The organism is Stutzerimonas urumqiensis, from assembly GCF_003640395.1.
GTDB lineage: Bacteria > Pseudomonadota > Gammaproteobacteria > Pseudomonadales > Pseudomonadaceae > Stutzerimonas > Stutzerimonas urumqiensis.
In genome coordinates, this window is the sequence record NZ_RBZQ01000007.1 from 12,663 (window position 1) to 29,273 (window position 16,611).

General features: G+C 67.7%; 16 protein-coding genes and 1 CRISPR repeat array (1 of these 17 cut by a window edge). Of the genes, 9 read left to right on the forward strand and 7 right to left on the reverse strand.

All coding sequences use genetic code 11. The features are described 5' to 3' along the window. Positions 1 to 868: direct repeats of the CRISPR family, unit length 29 nt; unit sequence GTGTTCCCCGCACCCGCGGGGATGAACCG; it begins 2,151 nt to the left of the window's first position. A gap of 344 nt (positions 869 to 1,212) precedes the next feature. Beyond that, a complete protein-coding gene (amn, locus tag D7325_RS14050) occupies positions 1,213 to 2,685 on the forward strand; it encodes an AMP nucleosidase (RefSeq protein WP_120996663.1) in 1,473 nt (490 codons plus the stop codon). A gap of 38 nt (positions 2,686 to 2,723) precedes the next feature. On the opposite strand, the gene D7325_RS14055 is transcribed toward amn, so the two are convergent. The 4 genes from D7325_RS14055 to D7325_RS14070 all read right to left on the reverse strand — a co-directional run bounded on the left by D7325_RS14055 (position 2,724) and on the right by D7325_RS14070 (position 6,673). Beyond that, the gene (locus tag D7325_RS14055) at positions 2,724 to 4,790 is read right to left on the reverse strand and encodes a pyrroloquinoline quinone-dependent dehydrogenase (protein ID WP_120996665.1); all 2,067 of its coding nucleotides are present in this window, start codon (positions 4,788 to 4,790) and stop codon (positions 2,724 to 2,726) included. Then, positions 4,787 to 5,158, reverse strand: coding sequence for a glucose dehydrogenase (locus D7325_RS14060; RefSeq protein ID WP_120996667.1), 372 nt, complete (start codon positions 5,156 to 5,158; stop codon positions 4,787 to 4,789). Before D7325_RS14060 ends, D7325_RS14055 begins: the two co-directional genes overlap by 4 nt. Positions 5,159 to 5,353: 195 nt before the next feature. Then, on the reverse strand, positions 5,354 to 5,839 hold the full coding sequence (locus D7325_RS14065; protein ID WP_120997053.1) for a GNAT family N-acetyltransferase: 486 nt from the start codon (positions 5,837 to 5,839) through the stop codon (positions 5,354 to 5,356). Between the two features lie 117 nt (positions 5,840 to 5,956). Beyond that, a complete protein-coding gene (locus D7325_RS14070) occupies positions 5,957 to 6,673 on the reverse strand; it encodes a TorF family putative porin (protein WP_120996669.1) in 717 nt (238 codons plus the stop codon). A gap of 281 nt (positions 6,674 to 6,954) precedes the next feature. On the opposite strand from D7325_RS14070, the gene D7325_RS14075 reads away from it, so the two are divergent. From D7325_RS14075 to D7325_RS14090, 4 genes are all read left to right on the forward strand, one after another. Further along, positions 6,955 to 7,809 carry a DMT family transporter gene (locus tag D7325_RS14075; RefSeq protein WP_120996671.1) on the forward strand — a complete coding sequence of 285 codons (855 nt, stop codon included), beginning with the start codon at positions 6,955 to 6,957 and terminating at the stop codon, positions 7,807 to 7,809. Positions 7,810 to 7,880: 71 nt separating this feature from the next. Beyond that, entirely contained in the window at positions 7,881 to 8,744 is an 864-nt protein-coding gene (locus D7325_RS14080; protein ID WP_120996673.1) for an isocitrate lyase/PEP mutase family protein, read from the forward strand. After that, entirely contained in the window at positions 8,741 to 9,943 is a 1,203-nt protein-coding gene (locus D7325_RS14085; protein ID WP_245962089.1) for an MFS transporter, read from the forward strand. The genes D7325_RS14080 and D7325_RS14085 overlap by 4 nt, the downstream gene beginning before the upstream one ends. A 73-nt stretch (positions 9,944 to 10,016) precedes the next feature. After that, on the forward strand, positions 10,017 to 10,283 hold the full coding sequence (locus tag D7325_RS14090; protein WP_120996675.1) for a DksA/TraR family C4-type zinc finger protein: 267 nt from the start codon (positions 10,017 to 10,019) through the stop codon (positions 10,281 to 10,283). On the opposite strand, the gene D7325_RS14095 is transcribed toward D7325_RS14090, so the two are convergent. The 3 genes from D7325_RS14095 to D7325_RS14105 all read right to left on the reverse strand — a co-directional run bounded on the left by D7325_RS14095 (position 10,271) and on the right by D7325_RS14105 (position 12,931). Further along, a complete protein-coding gene (locus D7325_RS14095; RefSeq protein WP_120996677.1) occupies positions 10,271 to 11,464 on the reverse strand; it encodes a GAF domain-containing sensor histidine kinase in 1,194 nt (397 codons plus the stop codon). The two genes, D7325_RS14090 and D7325_RS14095, sit on opposite strands and share 13 nt — an antisense overlap. A 75-nt stretch (positions 11,465 to 11,539) precedes the next feature. Next, complete coding sequence (locus D7325_RS14100) at positions 11,540 to 12,052, reverse strand: GNAT family N-acetyltransferase (protein WP_120997057.1); 513 nt, start codon at positions 12,050 to 12,052, stop codon at positions 11,540 to 11,542. Positions 12,053 to 12,169: 117 nt separating this feature from the next. After that, a complete protein-coding gene (locus D7325_RS14105) occupies positions 12,170 to 12,931 on the reverse strand; it encodes an SDR family NAD(P)-dependent oxidoreductase (RefSeq protein ID WP_120996679.1) in 762 nt (253 codons plus the stop codon). 326 nt (positions 12,932 to 13,257) lie between these two features. Between D7325_RS14105 and D7325_RS14110 the strand changes: the two genes are divergently transcribed. Genes D7325_RS14110 through D7325_RS14125 form a run of 4 tightly spaced genes read left to right on the forward strand, consistent with a single transcriptional unit; the run spans position 13,258 to position 16,600 of the window. Beyond that, positions 13,258 to 14,121, forward strand: coding sequence for a branched-chain amino acid ABC transporter permease (locus tag D7325_RS14110; protein ID WP_120996681.1), 864 nt, complete (start codon positions 13,258 to 13,260; stop codon positions 14,119 to 14,121). Beyond that, the gene (locus D7325_RS14115) at positions 14,121 to 15,146 is read left to right on the forward strand and encodes a branched-chain amino acid ABC transporter permease (RefSeq protein ID WP_120996683.1); all 1,026 of its coding nucleotides are present in this window, start codon (positions 14,121 to 14,123) and stop codon (positions 15,144 to 15,146) included. Before D7325_RS14110 ends, D7325_RS14115 begins: the two co-directional genes overlap by 1 nt. Beyond that, positions 15,139 to 15,906 carry an ABC transporter ATP-binding protein gene (locus D7325_RS14120; RefSeq protein WP_120996685.1) on the forward strand — a complete coding sequence of 256 codons (768 nt, stop codon included), beginning with the start codon at positions 15,139 to 15,141 and terminating at the stop codon, positions 15,904 to 15,906. Before D7325_RS14115 ends, D7325_RS14120 begins: the two co-directional genes overlap by 8 nt. Next, positions 15,893 to 16,600: an ABC transporter ATP-binding protein gene (locus D7325_RS14125; protein WP_120996687.1), complete on the forward strand. Its 708-nt coding sequence runs from the start codon at positions 15,893 to 15,895 to the stop codon at positions 16,598 to 16,600. The genes D7325_RS14120 and D7325_RS14125 overlap by 14 nt, the downstream gene beginning before the upstream one ends. Positions 16,601 to 16,611: the final 11 nt, after the last annotated feature.

Sequence of the window (16,611 nt, forward strand, 5' to 3'; positions counted from 1 at the left end):
GCGGGGATGAACCGTTAAAAAACACGGGGGTACGACGGTTGATGGCGTGTTCCCCGCACCCGCGGGGATGAACCGGTCGATCACAGCGCGGTTGACCTTGCCGTAGGGTGTTCCCCGCACCCGCGGGGATGAACCGTACTGCGCGGCCTGGCCAGACAGCGCCATCAGGTGTTCCCCGCACCCGCGGGGATGAACCGTACCAGGCCAGTATTACGCCAAACGTATCGGCGTGTTCCCCGCACCCGCGGGGATGAACCGCGGACGCTGTAGCGATGGCCGTCGATCTCGTAGTGTTCCCCGCACCCGCGGGGATGAACCGGCCAGCGAGATGCAGGCGCGCCTTAACCGTTCGTGTTCCCCGCACCCGCGGGGATGAACCGGAGTGCCGCTAATGCCTGTTTCAGATTTTGGTGTGTTCCCCGCACTCGCGGGGATGAACCGCATCGGAGGCTGTGCACATGTACTACTGCCACGTGTTCCCCGCACCCGCGGGGATGAACCGGTCCGCGAGAGACGGCTCGGAGCCAGGCTTGTGTGTTCCCCGCACCCGCGGGGATGAACCGGGCAGTGCGGCTACGTTGGCGCCGAATGGCAGGTGTTCCCCGCGCCCGCGGGGATGAACCGTACATCAGCCGGAAGGTCGGCGCTGTCATCCAGTGTTCCCCGCGCCCGCGGGGATGAACCGCGCGATTTCGGCGGACGCTGACCCTTGGCGGCGTGTTCCCCGCGCCCGCGGGGATGAACCGACCCACATACGCATCAATGGCCATAGGTCACCGTGTTCCCCGCGCCCGCGGGGATGAACCGTCCGCCGAGGGTAATCCAGCTGTATACCCACAGTATTCCCCGCGCCCGCGGGGATGAACCGCGGCCCAGCTCGCTGCCGAAATGTTCCAGGTCGTGTTCCCGCGCCTGCGGGGATGACCGCCATTGAGGGAGCGACTATGAACGATCGAGTGGTGTTCCCCACCCCGCGGGGATGAACGGTCTGGCAGCTCTGGCAATCGGGCACCTGCCACGCATTCCTCGCAGAAGCGGGGATGAGCCGAATAACCCTGTACTGGTAGCGCACGAGCTGTCGTACTCCGCACCACCCACAAGGAACTCGCCTCACGGCCTCCGCGTCTATCGCGCAGTGGTTGCGCGGGTGCTATCTCCCGTCATGCGCGGCGGGCAAGATAGGCGCAGGAATCCAGACGGAAACGCCAGAACGTGAAGATCGACTCGAAAGTCTTTGTCGTAACGCAGACCGCCGAGGAGGCGGTTGATCGGCTCGAGGCCTTGCACAAACAGGCCACCTCCGCGCTGAGCCAGGCGCTCAAGCGCTATGTGAAGGAGCGGCTGGAGCCGACGGCGCAGGAGCGGGCGCTGTTTCGCTACCCGCAGTTGCGGCTGAATTACCGCAGCCATGCCGACGCGCCGCCGAGCACGCGGGCCTATGCCAAGGTGCAGACGCCGGGGCTTTACAGCGTGACCATCACGCACCCGGCGGCGTTTCGCGGTTACCTGCTCGATCAGTTACGGCCGCTGATGAAGGATTTCGCCGTGCAGGTCGAGGTCGGCCTGAGCGAGCAGGCCATTCCCTATCCCTACGTGGTCGAGCAGGGCGACGAGCTGGCCGGCACCGGTGTGACCGCGGCGGAGCTGGCGCGGGTATTCCCGAGCACCGACCTCTCGGCGGCGACCGATGACATCGCCGACAGCCTGTACGACTGGGAGCATGCCGATCCCTTCCCGCTGGCGCTGTTCGACGCCGCGCGGGTGGATTTCTCGCTGCGCCGGCTGGTGCACTACACCGGCAGCGACTGGCGCCACGTGCAGCCGTGGATCTTGCTGACCAACTACCACCGCTACGTCGACCAGTTCATCCAGCACGGGCTCGAGCAGCTGCACAGCGATTCGCGCTTCGTGCGCCTGGTCCTGCCGGGCAACGTCAGCATCGAGCGCGGCACCGACGAGGCGACCGCGCAGAGCATCGTCAACGGCGTGCTCTGGCATCGCTATCAGATGCCGGCGTATCACCTGATCGCCGAGGACGGTCACGGGGTGACGCTGGTGAACATCGGCGTCGGGCCGTCGAATGCGAAGAACATCACCGATCACCTCGCCGTGCTGCGCCCGCATTGCTGGCTGATGATCGGCCACTGCGGCGGGCTGCGTCAGTCGCAGACGATCGGCGACTACGTGCTGGCGCATGCCTACATGCGTCGCGACGGCATCCTCGATCGTGCGCTGCCGCCGCACATTCCGCTGCCGGCCCTAGCCGAGGTGCAGCAGGCATTGCAGGAAGCCGCCGCGCAGGTCACGGGCGAGAAGGGCGAAGCGCTCAAGCGCCGCCTGCGCACCGGCACCGTGCTGACCTACGACGACCGTAACTGGGAGCTGCGCTGGGCGCAGGAGCGGCCGCTGATCAACCTGTCGCGCGCGGTGGCGGTGGACATGGAAAGCGGCACCATTGCCGCCCAGGGCTATCGCCTGCGCGTGCCCTACGGCACCTTGCTGTGCGTGTCGGACAAGCCGCTGCACAGCGAGATCAAGCTGCCGGGCTCGGCGAATGCCTTCTACGAACGCGCGGTGAGCCAGCATCTGAAGATCGGCATCACCGCCGTGGACCTGCTGCGCAGCCAGCTCAACTCGCTGCACTCGCGCAAGCTGCGCAGCTTCGACGAGCCGCCGTTCCGCTAGCGGCTCGCCGACACTGCGCCGGGCGCGGCCGTGGTACGTCAGTCCTTGAGAAAGTCCGGCAGCTTCGGGTCGCCCTTGGCCGGGAGGCTGTAGGCGACCACGTAATCGCCCGCCGGCGTCTCCATGAAGTGGTGGCCCCCGGCGACGATCACCAGGAACTGGCGCCCGTTCACCTCATAGGTCATCGGCGTGGCCTGGCCGCCGGCGGGCAGTACGTCTTGCCATACGACCTCACCGGTATCGATGTCGATGGCGCGGATGAGGTTGTCAGTCGCCGCCGCGATGAATATCAGCCCGCCCGCCGTAATCACCGGACCGCCGTTGTTCGGCGTGCCGATGGTGAGCGGCAGGTGCGACGGGATGCCGAACGGCCCGTTACGGCGGGCCGTGCCGAGCGGCTCGTTCCACAGTACTTCGCGCGTCTTGAGATCGATCGCCATGATGCCGCCGAAGGGTGGTCGGGTGCAGGGAATGCCGGTGAATCCGTTGCGCCAGGCCGAGATCGACACCGCATAGGGCGATCCCGCCTGCGGCACCGAACCGCCGGACGAGGTGGTGCCGCCGGGCACGCCCAGCGGCACCATGCCCTTTTCGTTGGCTTTCTCGCGCGGAATGAGCTGGTCGTGCATGGCGATGCGGTTGTAGTTGAGCACCAGAATGTTGCGCGCCGTATCGACGGCCGCGCCGCCCCAGTCGTTGCCGCCGTTGTAGCTCGGGTACTGGATGAAGGGGCGGTCCGCGCTCGGCGGCGTGTACATGCCCTGGTAATTGGCGCGCTTGAATTGGATGCGGCACCAGAGCTGGTCCAACGGCGTGACGCCCCAGGCGTCGGCCTCGGTGAGGGTTTCGCGCGGCAGCGAGGGCATACCGACGGAAAACGGTTGCGTCGGCGACAGCGTTTCGTCGGGCAGCGGGCTGGCCGGCACCGGGCGCTCCTCGACCGGCGTCAGCGGCTCGCCGGTGCGGCGATCGAGCACGTAGATGTCGCCCTGCTTGGTCGGCAGGATCACCGCGGGCACCGTGCGGCCGTCTTCGACCGGGAAGTCGACCAGCGTGCCCTGCGAACCCAGGTCATAGTCCCAGACGTCGTTGTGCACCGTCTGGAAGACCCAGCGCACCTCGCCGTCGGTGACGTCGATGGCCACCAGCGCGGTCGAGTAGGGCTTCTCGAACGGGCGGCGGTTGCCGCTCCAGTAGTCGACCGCGGAGTTGCCCATCGGCACGTAGACCAGCCCCAGCGCCTCGTCGCCGGTGAAGGTCGTCCAGGCGTTCGGGGTGCCGCGGGTGTACACCTCGTCGCCTTCCGGCAGGCCGCTTTCGCCGGGGCGGCCCATGTCCCAGGCCCAGACCAGCTCGCCGGTAACCGCGTCGTAGCCGCGAATCACGCCGGACGGCGCGTCTTCCTTCTGCCCATCGAGGACCTGATGGCCGACCACCGCGACACCACGGACGATGGTCGGCGGCGATGTCACCGCGACGTAGCCGGGTACCGAGTCGCCCATGCCCTCCATCAGGTCGACGTGCCCGCCGTTTCCGAAGCCCGCGCAGGGCTGGCCGGTATCGGCATCGACCGCGACCAGCTCGGCGTCCAGCGTGCCTTCGATGATGCGCCGCTTGCAGGGTGCGCTCTGGGGTGCGTCCGGCACCTCGTAGTAGCTGACGCCGCGGCAGGTCGCCGAATAGGGGATGTGATCGGTCGACACCCGCGGGTCGTAGCGCCAGCGCTCGCGGCCGGTGCTGGCATCGAGCGACACCAGCACGTTCAGCGCGTCGCACAGGTAGAGGTTGTCGCCGATCTTCAGCGGCGTCGTTTCCGGCGCCCACTTCTTCTCGACCACTTCCTGATCGGGCAGGTGGCCGGTACGGTAACCCCACACCGGGCGCAGGTTGGCGACGTTGTCCCGGTTGATCAGGTCGAGCGGCGAGTAGCGGGTCGCGGCGATATCGAGCCCATAGGCCATCCAGTCGGCCGGGCCGGGTTCGCCACCGGTGGTGGCGGGCGCCACCGTCGTAGCCGGCTCCAGCGACGGGTCGGCGGGCGTCTGGGCGTGCGTGACTGGCAACCAGGCAAGGGCGAGGCAGAGCAAGGCGAGCGAACGAATCATGTCCGGGCCTCCCTGCCGACCGGGCGGCGCAGCATCGGCACGAAGGCGAGGCTGAGCAGGGCGATCACGGCCAGCGCCAGCAAGCGCGGCAGCAGCGACCAGGGCTCGAGCCCGACTTCCCACAGCGCCCAGACGAGGGTGCCGGCGAATACCAGCCAGTACAGCCAGACCCCGCTGATGCGCTGCATGAACATCAGCGCGCCGGAAACCAGCATGCCGGCGCCGGCGAGCAGGTAGTACCAGGAGCCGCCCAGCGCGATCAGCCAGAGCCCGCCCGCGGCGAGTGCCAGGCCGATCAGCGCGACGATGACGGCGAAGAGTTTGAGTGCCCAATAGGCGAAGCCGTGGGCGTTTGGAGACGCAGACACGTAGCGCTTCCTCCCTTGTGACCGGTGGATGAGCGGCCGCCAGCAGACTGGCGGGGTGACTCAGGTTTGGGGTCGCAGGGCGCGCTCGGGTTCCATGAATGTTTCGATTTATTTCGTCGCTCCGGCAGGCGTCTGGCCCGACGACCTGGCGGAGGGCGATCTGTAGCGTCGCAGGGCCAGCGGTGTGCGCGTCGCTCAGTCGTGCAGCGCGCGCACCATGTAGACCGCCGGGATGCGGTATGACGCCAGGTTCTTCGCCTGCGGCTGCTCCAGCTCGTCGTGCCGGCGATAGCCCAGGCGCGACCAGAAGCCGTGCGAGTCCTGTACCGAGACCAGCGCCGAATAGCGCATGCGGCGGGCCTTGGCCTGGCCGAGGTTGTGCTGCACCAGCGCCGGGCCGATGCCGCGGCCGCCGGCGCGGCGGGCGACGGCCAGGTCGTGGAGGTACAGGCAGTCGGCCTGCGGGTGCGGCTGGAAGGCGCCGTCGAGCGGCGTCACCTTGCCGACCCGCGACTGGTAGGCGAACAGGTAGCCGCAGACGCCGTCGGCATCTTCGGCGATCAGCGCATGCTCGCCGGCTTCGCTCAGGCGGGCGCGGATGACCGCTTCGGTTTCCAGGATGTCGGAGGAATAGGATTCGTGCTGGATGGCAAGCACGTGCGCAATGTCGCGCGCGTGCATCTTTCGGACGGTGAACATGAAACGGGCTCGAACGACACCGGGCGGGCTGGCCGACCGGCAGGGGCGCGGATCATACCCGAAGGCTCATGACGGCTAGAAGCGAGCCGACGAGCCGCCTCAGAACATGGCGTGCACCAGGCTGAGCTTCCAGAAATCCTGGCAATAGGCGTTCTGCCCGGAATAGGCGGCGCAGCCCGCGCCCTGCAAGCTGGTGCCGCTGTAGGAGAGGTCGAGCCGCGCGCCATTCCAGGGACGCGACAGGCTCAGCGACCAGTCCTCGAATGCGTCGATCGGTCGCGTGCCGATCATCACCGGCTGCTCGAGCAGGTGGGTGCCGAGCTTGACGCGCAGGTCCAGCCCGAACGGGTTCGCCAAGGCGAGATCGAGCAGCAGCGTGCCGTCGGTGCGGTCGGCCGCATAGGTCACGGCGGCGCCGAGCTGGTGGTCGTTCAGGGTCAGGCCGCTGTAGAACTGGTGTCGCTCGACGTCGATCTCGGGAAGGCTGTACTGGATCACGCCGAGTTCGTAGCCGAAGCGCTCGTCCAGTGGCTGGAAGACGCCGGCGTAGGCATTGAGCTCCAGCAATGATTCGTCGCGCACGCCCATGCTCGGCGCCCAGCCGCCGACGTACCAGCCGTCGGCGTGAGTCAGGTCGAATCCGCCGTGAAAGGCGCCGATGCGCGCTGGCTGAATGAGGCCCTGCGCCATGCTGCGCGAGGGGCTCGTGCCCAGCGTCAGGTCGAAGTCGCCGAGCTCGCGTTCCATGCGTTGGGGCTGGGCGCAGCCGGTGATGAGCAGTGGCAGCAGAAGAAGCGGGGTCAAGAGCCGGGTCATGAGGGGTTCCGATCGTCGCGGCGGCGCGCGGGCGTCCTTGCCTGCCGAGCCTTTGGCGCGGCCGTGATGAATGAGCAATCGGGAGGATAGCCAGCCAAGCGCGGTGGCCGCGTCCGTTCGTCGGTTTCTGAGCTTTTGGCGCCTGCTTCTTGACGGGCGGTTCCGGGCGAATTCGAATAGCGGGCGCGACTCGCCGGTGGCGCCGGCCCGTCGCGACGTCGGGCATTTGCCGACCGACGTCGGTAAACTTAGCCGGCTAACTAATTCGCCTGGATATCTTTTTGATCGCTCACCGACCGCTTCTCGGCATTTTGCTCATCCTGACCGCCACGCTGCTGCTGGCCTGTCACGACGGGCTGGCCAAGCACCTGACCGCCGGCAATCCGCTGCTGGTGGTGATCTGGGGCCGTTACATGATGCAGACCCTGCTGCTGCTCGCGGTGTTCGGGCCGAGCATGCGCGGCGGCCTGGTGCGGACCGGCCGCCCGCTGGCGCAGCTGGCGCGGGGCCTGAGTCTGGTGGCGATCAGCCTGCTGTTCGTCACCGGGCTGCGCTACATCCCGCTGGCCGAGGCGACCGCGGTGATCTTCCTGACGCCGGTGCTGGTCACCCTGGCCTCGGCCTGGCTGGGCGAGCCGATTCGCCGCGGCCACTGGGTCGCCGTCGGGCTGGGGCTGGCCGGTGTGCTGGTGATCGTCCGGCCCGGTGGCGCGCTGTTCACGCCGGCGATCCTGTTCCCGCTGGCGGCGGCGCTGTGCTTCACCGTCTATCAGATACTGACGCGCCGACTGGGCGGCACCGACCACGCCGTGACCAGCAACTTCCTGACCGCCGTGATCGGCAGCGTCACCCTGGGCACGGCGCTGCCGTTCCAATGGCAGGCGCCGTCGCTGGTCGACGGGCTGTCGATCGTCCTGCTCGGCCTGTTGGCGACGGTCGCGCACCTGCTGCTGACCCATGCGTTCCGCTTTGCCAGCGCGGCCACCCTGGCGCCGTTCACCTATGCGCAGATCGCCTTCGCCGCGCTCGTCAGCCTGGTCTTCTTCGGTCACGTGCCGGACGCCACGGCGCTGCTCGGCATGGCGATCATCGCCAGCAGCGGCTTGTACATGGCCTACCTGCAACGCCAGGCCTGACCCGGATCGAACCCGGCCTTCGCCCTGTCCGAAGGGAGAAGGCCCGAACGAATCACTCGAGGGATACCGACATGCAACCCATCTCGCACAACACCTTGCGCCGCGAATTCCGCCGTCTGATGGCGTCCGGCGACTGCTATGCCACCGCCTCCGTGTTCGACCCGATGTCGGCGCGCATCGCCGCGGACCTCGGCTTCGAACTCGGCATTCTCGGCGGCTCGGTCGCCTCGCTGCAGGTGCTCGCCGCACCGGACTTCGCGCTGATCACCCTCAGCGAGTTCGTCGAGCAGGCCGTGCGCATCGGCCGCGTCGCGCGGCTGCCGGTGATCGCCGATGCCGACCACGGCTACGGCAACGCGCTCAACGTGATGCGCACCATCACCGAACTGGAGCGCTCCGGCATCGCCGCGCTGACCATCGAGGACACCTTGCTGCCGGCCAAATTCGGCCACAAGTCCACCGACCTGATCGAAACGCCCGAGGCGGTCGGCAAGATCCGCGCGGCGCTCGAGGCGCGGGTCGATGCGGACATGGCGATCTTCGCCCGCACCCACGCCGGCGTGATCGGCCCGGACGAGGTCATCGCCCGCACCCGCGCCTATGAAAAGGCTGGCGCCGACGGCATCTGCCTGGTCGGCATCGAGGATTTCGACCACCTGGAGCGGGTCACCGGCCACCTCGCCATCCCGCTGATGCTGGTCACCTACGGCAACCCCAAGCTGCGTGACCGGGAGCGCCTGGCGCGGATGGGCGTGCGGGTGGTGGTCAACGGCCATGCGGCCTACTTCGCCGCGATCAAGGCGACCTACGACTGCCTGCGCGAGCAGCGCCAGATCGACGCCTACGACCTCAGCGCCTCGGAGCTGTCGGTGAAATACTCGACCGCCGAGGAGTACATGGTCTGGGCCGAAAAATACATGCGGGTCATGGAGTGACGGCCTCGCTGCCGGCCGCGCAGCGCGGCATCACCCTGCTGGTCGGCGTCGCCGCCTTCCTCGGCCCCTTCACCCAGACGGTCTACGCGCCGATCCTGCCGGAGCTGGGCAGCGCGCTGTCGACCACGCCGTTTTTGATCAACCTCAGCATCTCGATCTTCACGCTGGTGCTGGCCTGGATGCAGATCGTCTACGGCCCGCTGGTCGACAGCCGCGGCCGCCGACCCATCCTGCTGCTGGGGTTGGCGATCTACGTGGCGGCGTCGCTGGGCTGTTTTCTCTCGGATAGCATCGAGGCGCTGCTGGTGTTCCGGGCGTTGCAGGCCGTGGGCATCGCGGCGGGTGCGGTGGTGGCGGTCACCGTCATCGGCGACTGTTTCGAAGGGCCTGCCCGTGGCCGGGCGATGGGCAGTTTCCAGATGATGGTGGCGCTCGGCCCGGTGCTCGGGCCGGTGGCGGGTGGCTTCGTCGGCGAGCACTTCGACTATCACCATGTCTTCCTGCTGCTGGTCGTCGTCGGCCTGGCCGTGCTCGCGCTGGTCGCCTGGCGGCTGCGCGAGACGCGCCCGGCGCAGGTGCAGGCGCGCGCGTTCCATCCGCGCCAGTACCTCGACATCCTCGCCGACCGGCAGGGCCTGGCGATCATCCTGCTGAGTTTCGTGCAGTACTACGCCTTCTATAACTACCTGGTGTTCATGCCGCGCGTGCTGGATGACGTCTACGGCCTGAGCGCCAGCGAGAAGGGGCTGGTGTTCCTGCCGCTGTCGCTCGCGGTGGTGCTGGGCACCTTCAGCGGCGGACGGATTCTGGCGCATTGGCGTGCGCGGCCGATGCTGCTGGCGACCGCCACGCTCAACGCGCTGAGCCTGCTGCTGTTCCTGCTGGTGGCCGAGTGGTCGCTTGCCGCGCTGGTGGTGGCGGTGACGGTGTTCGGGCTGTTCCTCGGCCTGTCCCTGCCGGTGCAGACCAGCCTGCTGATGGATCTCTACACCGACAACCGGGCCACCGCGGTCGGTGCCTACAACTTCTTCCGCTTCATGGGCATGGCCACCGGGCCGGTGCTCGGCTCCTGGCTGTTCGACGGCGGCGGGCTGGGCCTGCTGTACGGCTTCGGCGCGGCGTTCTTCCTGCTGGCGGTGGCGAACGCGGCGCTGCGGTTTCGCACGGCGGGCCGGAAGGCGACGGTCGTCCAGGACTAGCGGCGTCCGGGCCGTGTGAACCTCGCCCCGGCGGCAGGTCTCATGAACAGGCACGGGTGAAACGAGGTGCGACATGGCCAACGGCTGGGCGGGCGAGGGCGCGGTGCAGGAGCAGATCGACAGCACCGTGGAAGACGGCATCCGGCGTGCGCGCAGCCGATTGCGCGACGGCGAGGGTCTGACGCACTGCGAAGACTGCGGCGAGCCGATCCCGGAGGCCCGGCGAGCCGCGGTCAGAGGCGTGCGGCTGTGCGTCGCCTGCCAGCGCGAGCGTGACCGCGACGAGGCCGTCTCCAGCGGCTACAACCGTCGCGGCAGCAAGGACAGTCAGCTGCGCTGATCCGGCGCCAGCGGCATGACGAAGGTGAACGTGGTGCCGGCCGCTTCGGTCGACTCGACCTGCATCGCGCCGCCATGCGAGCGGGCGATCTCGGCGGCGATGTAGAGCCCGAGCCCCAGCCCGCTCTTGGGCGCCTCGTCGCTCGATCGCCAGAAGGGCTGGAACAGGCCCTGCAGCCGCTCCGGCGGAATCGGCGTTCCCTCGTTGCTCACCGCCACCGTCAGCAGGTCGCCTTCACGAAGCGCGACGACCTCGATGCGACCCGTCCTGGCGCCGTGTGCAACGGCGTTGGCCAGCAGGTTCGACAGGAGCTGCGCCAGTCGGTCGCGGTCGCAGCGCAGTGAACCGAGCGCGCCGATATAAGCGGTGATCGAGCGGTCCGGGTACGCCGCCTGGATTTCCGCCACCACCTGGCGCAGGGTCAGGTGCAGGTCGTCGCATTGGCTGACGGCGAGCGGCACGCCGTTGCCGAGGCGACCGCGCGCGAAATCGAGCACGTCGTCCACCAGCCGCGATGCACGCAGGGCGGCCGACAGAATCTGGCTGGCGATGTGGTTGATCGTCGGGTTTTCGCTGCGCCGCAACAGCAGCTCCGAACCGGAGGTGATCGCCGAGAGCGGATTGCGCAGGTCGTGCCCGAGCAGGGCGATGAACTGCTCGCGCAGATCGGCCGTGGCGCGGGCGTCGGTCAGCGCCGCCTCGGTTTCGCTGAAGGCCTCCTCGCGTTCGAGCTGCAAGGCGAGCAGCCGCGCGAAGGACTCCATCATGGGCAGGGTGGTGGGCGTGTCGAGGTTGCGAGGCAGCGGGTCGAGCGCGCAGAGGGTGCCGAAGAAGGTATTGTCGGTGCGATAGACAGGCACCGATATATAGCTCTGGAAGCCATACATCCGCGGCGTGTGGTGACCGCAGTAGTCCGGGTCCTCGCTCACGTTGCCGATGATGATCGGCCGGTGCGCCAGATGGACTTCCTTGCACAGCGTGGTGGCGATGTCGAGCTCGCTGCCGGCCTGGAGGCCAAAGTCGAGCCGGTCGTACACCGCGCAGGCGGTCCATGAATCTTCGGTGACACGCGCGACGGCGGCGAAGCGCATGCTTGTGGTTTCGCTGATGACCTGCAAGATGGCGGGCACGGCGCTGATGCGCGCAACCGCGGCCAGATCCTGGCCGACCGAACGTTCCATCCTTAACCGAGCTCCGAATCGGTAAGCGGGCCGGCGACTTTAACATGCGAGGGCGCGACCCTGGCCAGCCGGCGATCAGGGCGTCTTGCGCCCCGGTGTCAGTACCAGCTGCATGAAGGTGAGGTCGAGCCAGCGGCCGAACTTGCAGCCGACCTGGCGCATCTGCCCGACGTGGATGAAGCCCAGCTGCTGGTGCATGTGCACCGAGGCGCGGTTTTCGCTCTCGATGGCGCCGACCATTACGTGCTTGCCGAGCTGGCGAGCGCGGTCGATCAGCGCCTGCATCAGTTGGCGACCCAGGCCGCTGCCGCGCTGGCCGTCACGCACATAGACCGAGTGCTCGACCGTGTGCCGGAACCCGTCATGCGGGCGCCACGGGCCGAAGCTCGCGTAGCCGCAGACGTGTTCGTTGTCGCCGAGCGCGACCAGCACCGGATAGCCCTGCTCGCGTCGCTCGGCGAGCCAGGCACGGCGGTTGTCGAGGTCGACGGGGTGGTCGTTCCAGATCGCCGTGCCATTGAGCACCGCATCGTTGTAGATCTCCAGGATTCCGGCGAGATCGGCGTCCTGGGCATCGCGTATCTGCATGGAAAACCCTTGCTGTGAGGTGAAGCTGGGCGAGGCGGCCGCGCATGGACCGCCGCGAAGCGGGCCGGTCGAGCGCGCCGCCCCGCGCATGCCAAGCAGCGGGAGCCGGCGCGGCCCTCAGCTGTCGCGATCGATGTTGAAGGGCGACCACGCCTGGCGGGTCGGCATCACTTCGAGGCGGTTGATGTTGATGTGGTCGGGCAGCGTGGCGACGTAGTAGATCTGCTCGGCAATGTCCTCGGCGCTCAGCGGCGTGGTGCCGCGGTAGAGCTTGTCGGAGGCCTCCTGGTTACCCTTGGTGCGCACCAGGGTGAACTCGGTCTCGGCCATGCCGGGGGCGATGTCGGTCACCCGCACGCCGGTGCCCAGCAGGTCACAGCGCAGGTTGTAGCCGAACTGCTTCACGAAGGCCTTGCTCGCCCCGTACACGTGGCCGCCCGGATAGGGCCAGGCGCCGGCAACCGAACCGATGTTGACGATCGTCGCGCCCGCGCCGGTTTCCAGCAGCTTGGGCAGCAGCGCGTGGGTGACGTTGACCAGGCCGGTGATGTTGGTGTCGATCATGGTGTGCCAGTCGGCCAGGGCGACCTTCTGCGCCGGCTCCGGCGCGAGCGCGAGGCCGGCGTTGTTGACCAGCGTACGGATTCGGGCGAAGGCTTCGGGCAGCTCGTCGACCACGCGCTTGACCGCCACGGCATCGCGCACGTCCAGCGGTGCGATATGGACCGCGACCTTCGTCGCCAGCTCGTCGCGCAGCGCTTCGAGACGCTCCCGGCGGCGCCCCGTGAGTACCAGCGACCAGCCGGCCTCGGCGAAGCGACGTGCCGTGGCACGGCCGAAACCCGACGTGGCGCCGGTGATGAAGATGACGTTGTTCATGCAGGACCTCATGTCTGTGCGTGGGGCCGCCATGCGACGGCCGACCTCGGGAGCTTACTGCGCGCAAGCCGATGGATCAGCAGCGGCGTGTGCAACGACGGCTGCACGGCTGCCGGCTTCGCGCCACCATCATTGGTTTCTATGGCCGGGCATTGGTTCGACGTGGCTCGTTTGACGGTTCGCCAAGCCGGTGCCAAGGTCAATTCGACGAGCCGTACGCGCGGGCCTGGCCGGCGCCGAATCCTGCGGCACGACAGCGACTCCCGGGCCCGGTGCATGCGCCAGGCGCGGCAGAACAACAACAAGATCGCCGGAGTAACGTCGCCTTGAATCTACTTTTCCAGCAGGTGCTCAACGGCCTGACGCTCGGCAGCATCTACGGGCTGGTCGCCCTCGGGCTCACGCTGGTCTACGGCATCCTGCACATCCCCAACTTCGCCCACGGTGCGCTGTACATGGTCGGGGCCTTCGCCTCGTACTTCTTCATGACTGACCTGGGCCTGCACTACTGGATCGCGATGCTGCTGTCGGGCGGCGTGGTCGCCGTGCTGGCAATGCTGTGCGAGCGGCTGGTGTTCCACCCGTTGCGCAACGCACCGCCAATCCACGACAAGATCGCCGCGATCGGCATCCTGCTGTTCCTCGAGGCGGTGGTGCAGATGTTCTGGGGCTCGGACTTCCGCCGCATGGCCTCGCCGTTCGGCGGCATCCTGCGCTTCGACGGGCTGATCATCCCCGAGCAGCGCCTGTTGATCATCGTCGGCGCCTTCACGCTGATGCTGGCGCTGCACCTGTTCCTGCGCAAGACGATGCTCGGCTCGACCATCATCGCCATGGCCCAGAGCCGCGAGGGCGCCTTTCTCGTCGGCATCGACGCCAACCGGGTGGCGATGCTGACGTTCGCCATCTCCGGCATGCTCGCCGCGTTCGCCGCGACCCTCTATGCGCCGATCAACCTGGTGTACCCGGCGATGGGGCACCTGGTGATCATGAAGGCCTTCGTCATCATCGTGCTCGGCGGCATGGGCAGCATTCCCGGTGCGATCGTCGGGGCGATGATCCTCGGGTTCGCCGAGAGCTTCGGCGGCTTCTACCTGTCGTCGGACTACAAGGACATCATCGCCTTCAGCCTGCTGGTGGTGATCCTCTCGTTCCGGCCGACCGGGCTGTTCGCCAAGGGGGCTCACTGATGCGCCGCTTCGCTTCGCTGTTCACCCATCCCGCCGCCCGCTGGGTGCTGCTCGCCCTGGCGCTGGGCTTTCCCTTCGTGGCCAGCAGCGAGTATCAGGTCTATGTCATGGCCACCGCCTTCATCTGGGCGATCGCGGTGTACGGGCTGAACATCATCACCGGCTACTGCGGCCAGCTGAACTTGGCGCACGGCGGGTTCTTCGCCGTCGGCGCCTACGCCCTGGCGATCCTGACGAGCGATCACGGCTGGAACTTCTGGCCGGCGTTTCTCGCCGCCGGGCTGGTCTCGGCGGCGCTCGGGGCGGCGGTGGGGGTCGTCTCGCTGCGGCTGAAGGAGCACTACTTCGCGATCTTCACCCTCTGCGTGGGCTTCATCATCTACCTGCTGATCGACAAGTGGGAGGCGCTGACGCACGGCGCCATCGGCATCCGCGGCATCGCCGCGCCGGATGGCTTCGGGCTCGTCGACTTCAGCCAGACGCGCCCGTTCTACTACCTGGCGCTGGGCTTTCTGGTGCTGGCGATCTGGTTTGCCGGCCGACTGGCGTCCTCGCTGCTCGGCCGCACCTTCATGGCGATCCGCAATGGCGACGCGCTGGCCCAGTCGCTGGGCATCGACCTGATGCGCAACAAGGTGCTGGCCTTCGTGCTGTCGACTACCTACGCCGGCGTCGCGGGCGCGCTCTACGCCTCGATGATCCGCTTCATCGGCCCGGAGGAGGCCAACCCCAACCACACCTTCGACATGATTACCTACCTGCTGATCGGCGGGTTCGGCACGCTGTTCGGGCCGCTCGCCGGCACCGTCGGCGTGGTGTGGATCACCCAATCGCTGCAGTTCCTCGAGGATTACCGCATGGTGATCTTCGGCCCGCTGATCGTGGTGCTGGTGATCTTCATGCCGCGCGGGGTGGTCGGCACCTTCCTCGGCTGGAAGCTGCGCAAGGACGCCGAAGCGGCGCGCGCCGATGCGCGGCCGGGCGTCGATGGGATGTCCGGCACGGAGGTGAAGCCCCATGCTTAAGGTCGAGAAACTGACCAAGATGTTCGGCGGACTGGCGGCGGTGCACGACGTCAGCGTCGAGTTCGAGGCGCGAAAGATCAACGCCATCATCGGGCCGAACGGCGCCGGCAAGAGCACCTTCTTCAACCTGATCTCGGGCCTGCGCAAGCCGACCTCCGGACGCATCCTGATCGACGGCCATGACGTGTCGCGCCTGCGCTGCGACCGCGTGGCGCGGCTGGGCGTCGGCCGTACCTTCCAGACCACGCACCTGTTCGAGCAGGCGACCGTGCTCGACAACCTCATCGTCGGTCACCGGTTGCGCACGCGCTCCGGGCTGTGGGACGTGCTGATCAACTCCAGCCGCTTGCAGCGCGAAGAACGCGAGTGCCGGGAAAAGGCCCGCGAGGCGCTGGACTTCGTCGGGCTGGCGCACCTGGAGAACCGGGTGGTGCTCGACATCTCGCAGGAGGAGCGCAAGCGCGTCGCCTTCGCCCTGGCGCTGGCCACCGAGCCGAAGCTGGTGCTGCTCGACGAACCGGCCGCCGGCGTCAACCCGGAGGAGACCGAAGGCCTCGCCCGGCTGATCCGCAAGATGGCCGAGCACGGGCTGACCGTGTGCCTGATCGAACACAAGATGGACATGATCATGGGCCTGGCCGACAAGATCATGGTGCTCAACTACGGCGAGAAGATCGCCGAAGGCACGCCGGCCGAAATCAAGGCGAACCCGGCCGTCATCGAGGCCTACCTGGGGAGCGATCACGATGCTGCAGCTTGAGGCGGTCGAGGTGTGCTACGGCAGTTTCAAGGCGCTCAAGGGCGTCTCGATGCAGGTCGGTGCCGGCGAGCTGGTGGTGCTGCTGGGCGCCAATGGCGCGGGCAAGACCACGCTGTTCAACACCATCAGCGGGTTGCTCAAGCCGACCGCCGGCCGCGTTACGCTCGAAGGCCAGCGGATCGACGGGCTCAAGCCCTCCCGGCTGGTCGGTGCCGGCGTGGTGCAGTGCGCCGAGGGGCGCAAGCTGTTCCCGCAGATGTCCGTGCAGGAAAACCTCTCGCTCGGTGCCTACCTGCACCGGCGCGACCGCGAGGGCAACCGGCGCAACCTGCGCGAGGTGTACGCGCTGTTCCCGATCCTCGAACAGAAGAAGGACGAACCGGCCGGCTCGCTCAGCGGCGGCCAGCAGCAGATGGTCGCGATCGGCCGCGCGCTGATGAGCCGGCCGCGCCTGCTGATGCTCGACGAACCCTCGCTCGGGCTGGCGCCGCTGGTGGTCAACCAGATGTTCGAGGTCATCACCCGCATCAATCGCAGCGGCACCAGCGTGCTGCTGGCCGAACAGAACGCCTTCGCGGCGCTGAAGATCGCCCACCGCGCATACGTCATCGAGGGCGGCAGCCTGGTGATGGAAGGCGATCAGCAGGCGATGCTCGGCAACGAGGCGGTGCGCAAGGCTTATATCGGCGCCTGACGGCGACCCGC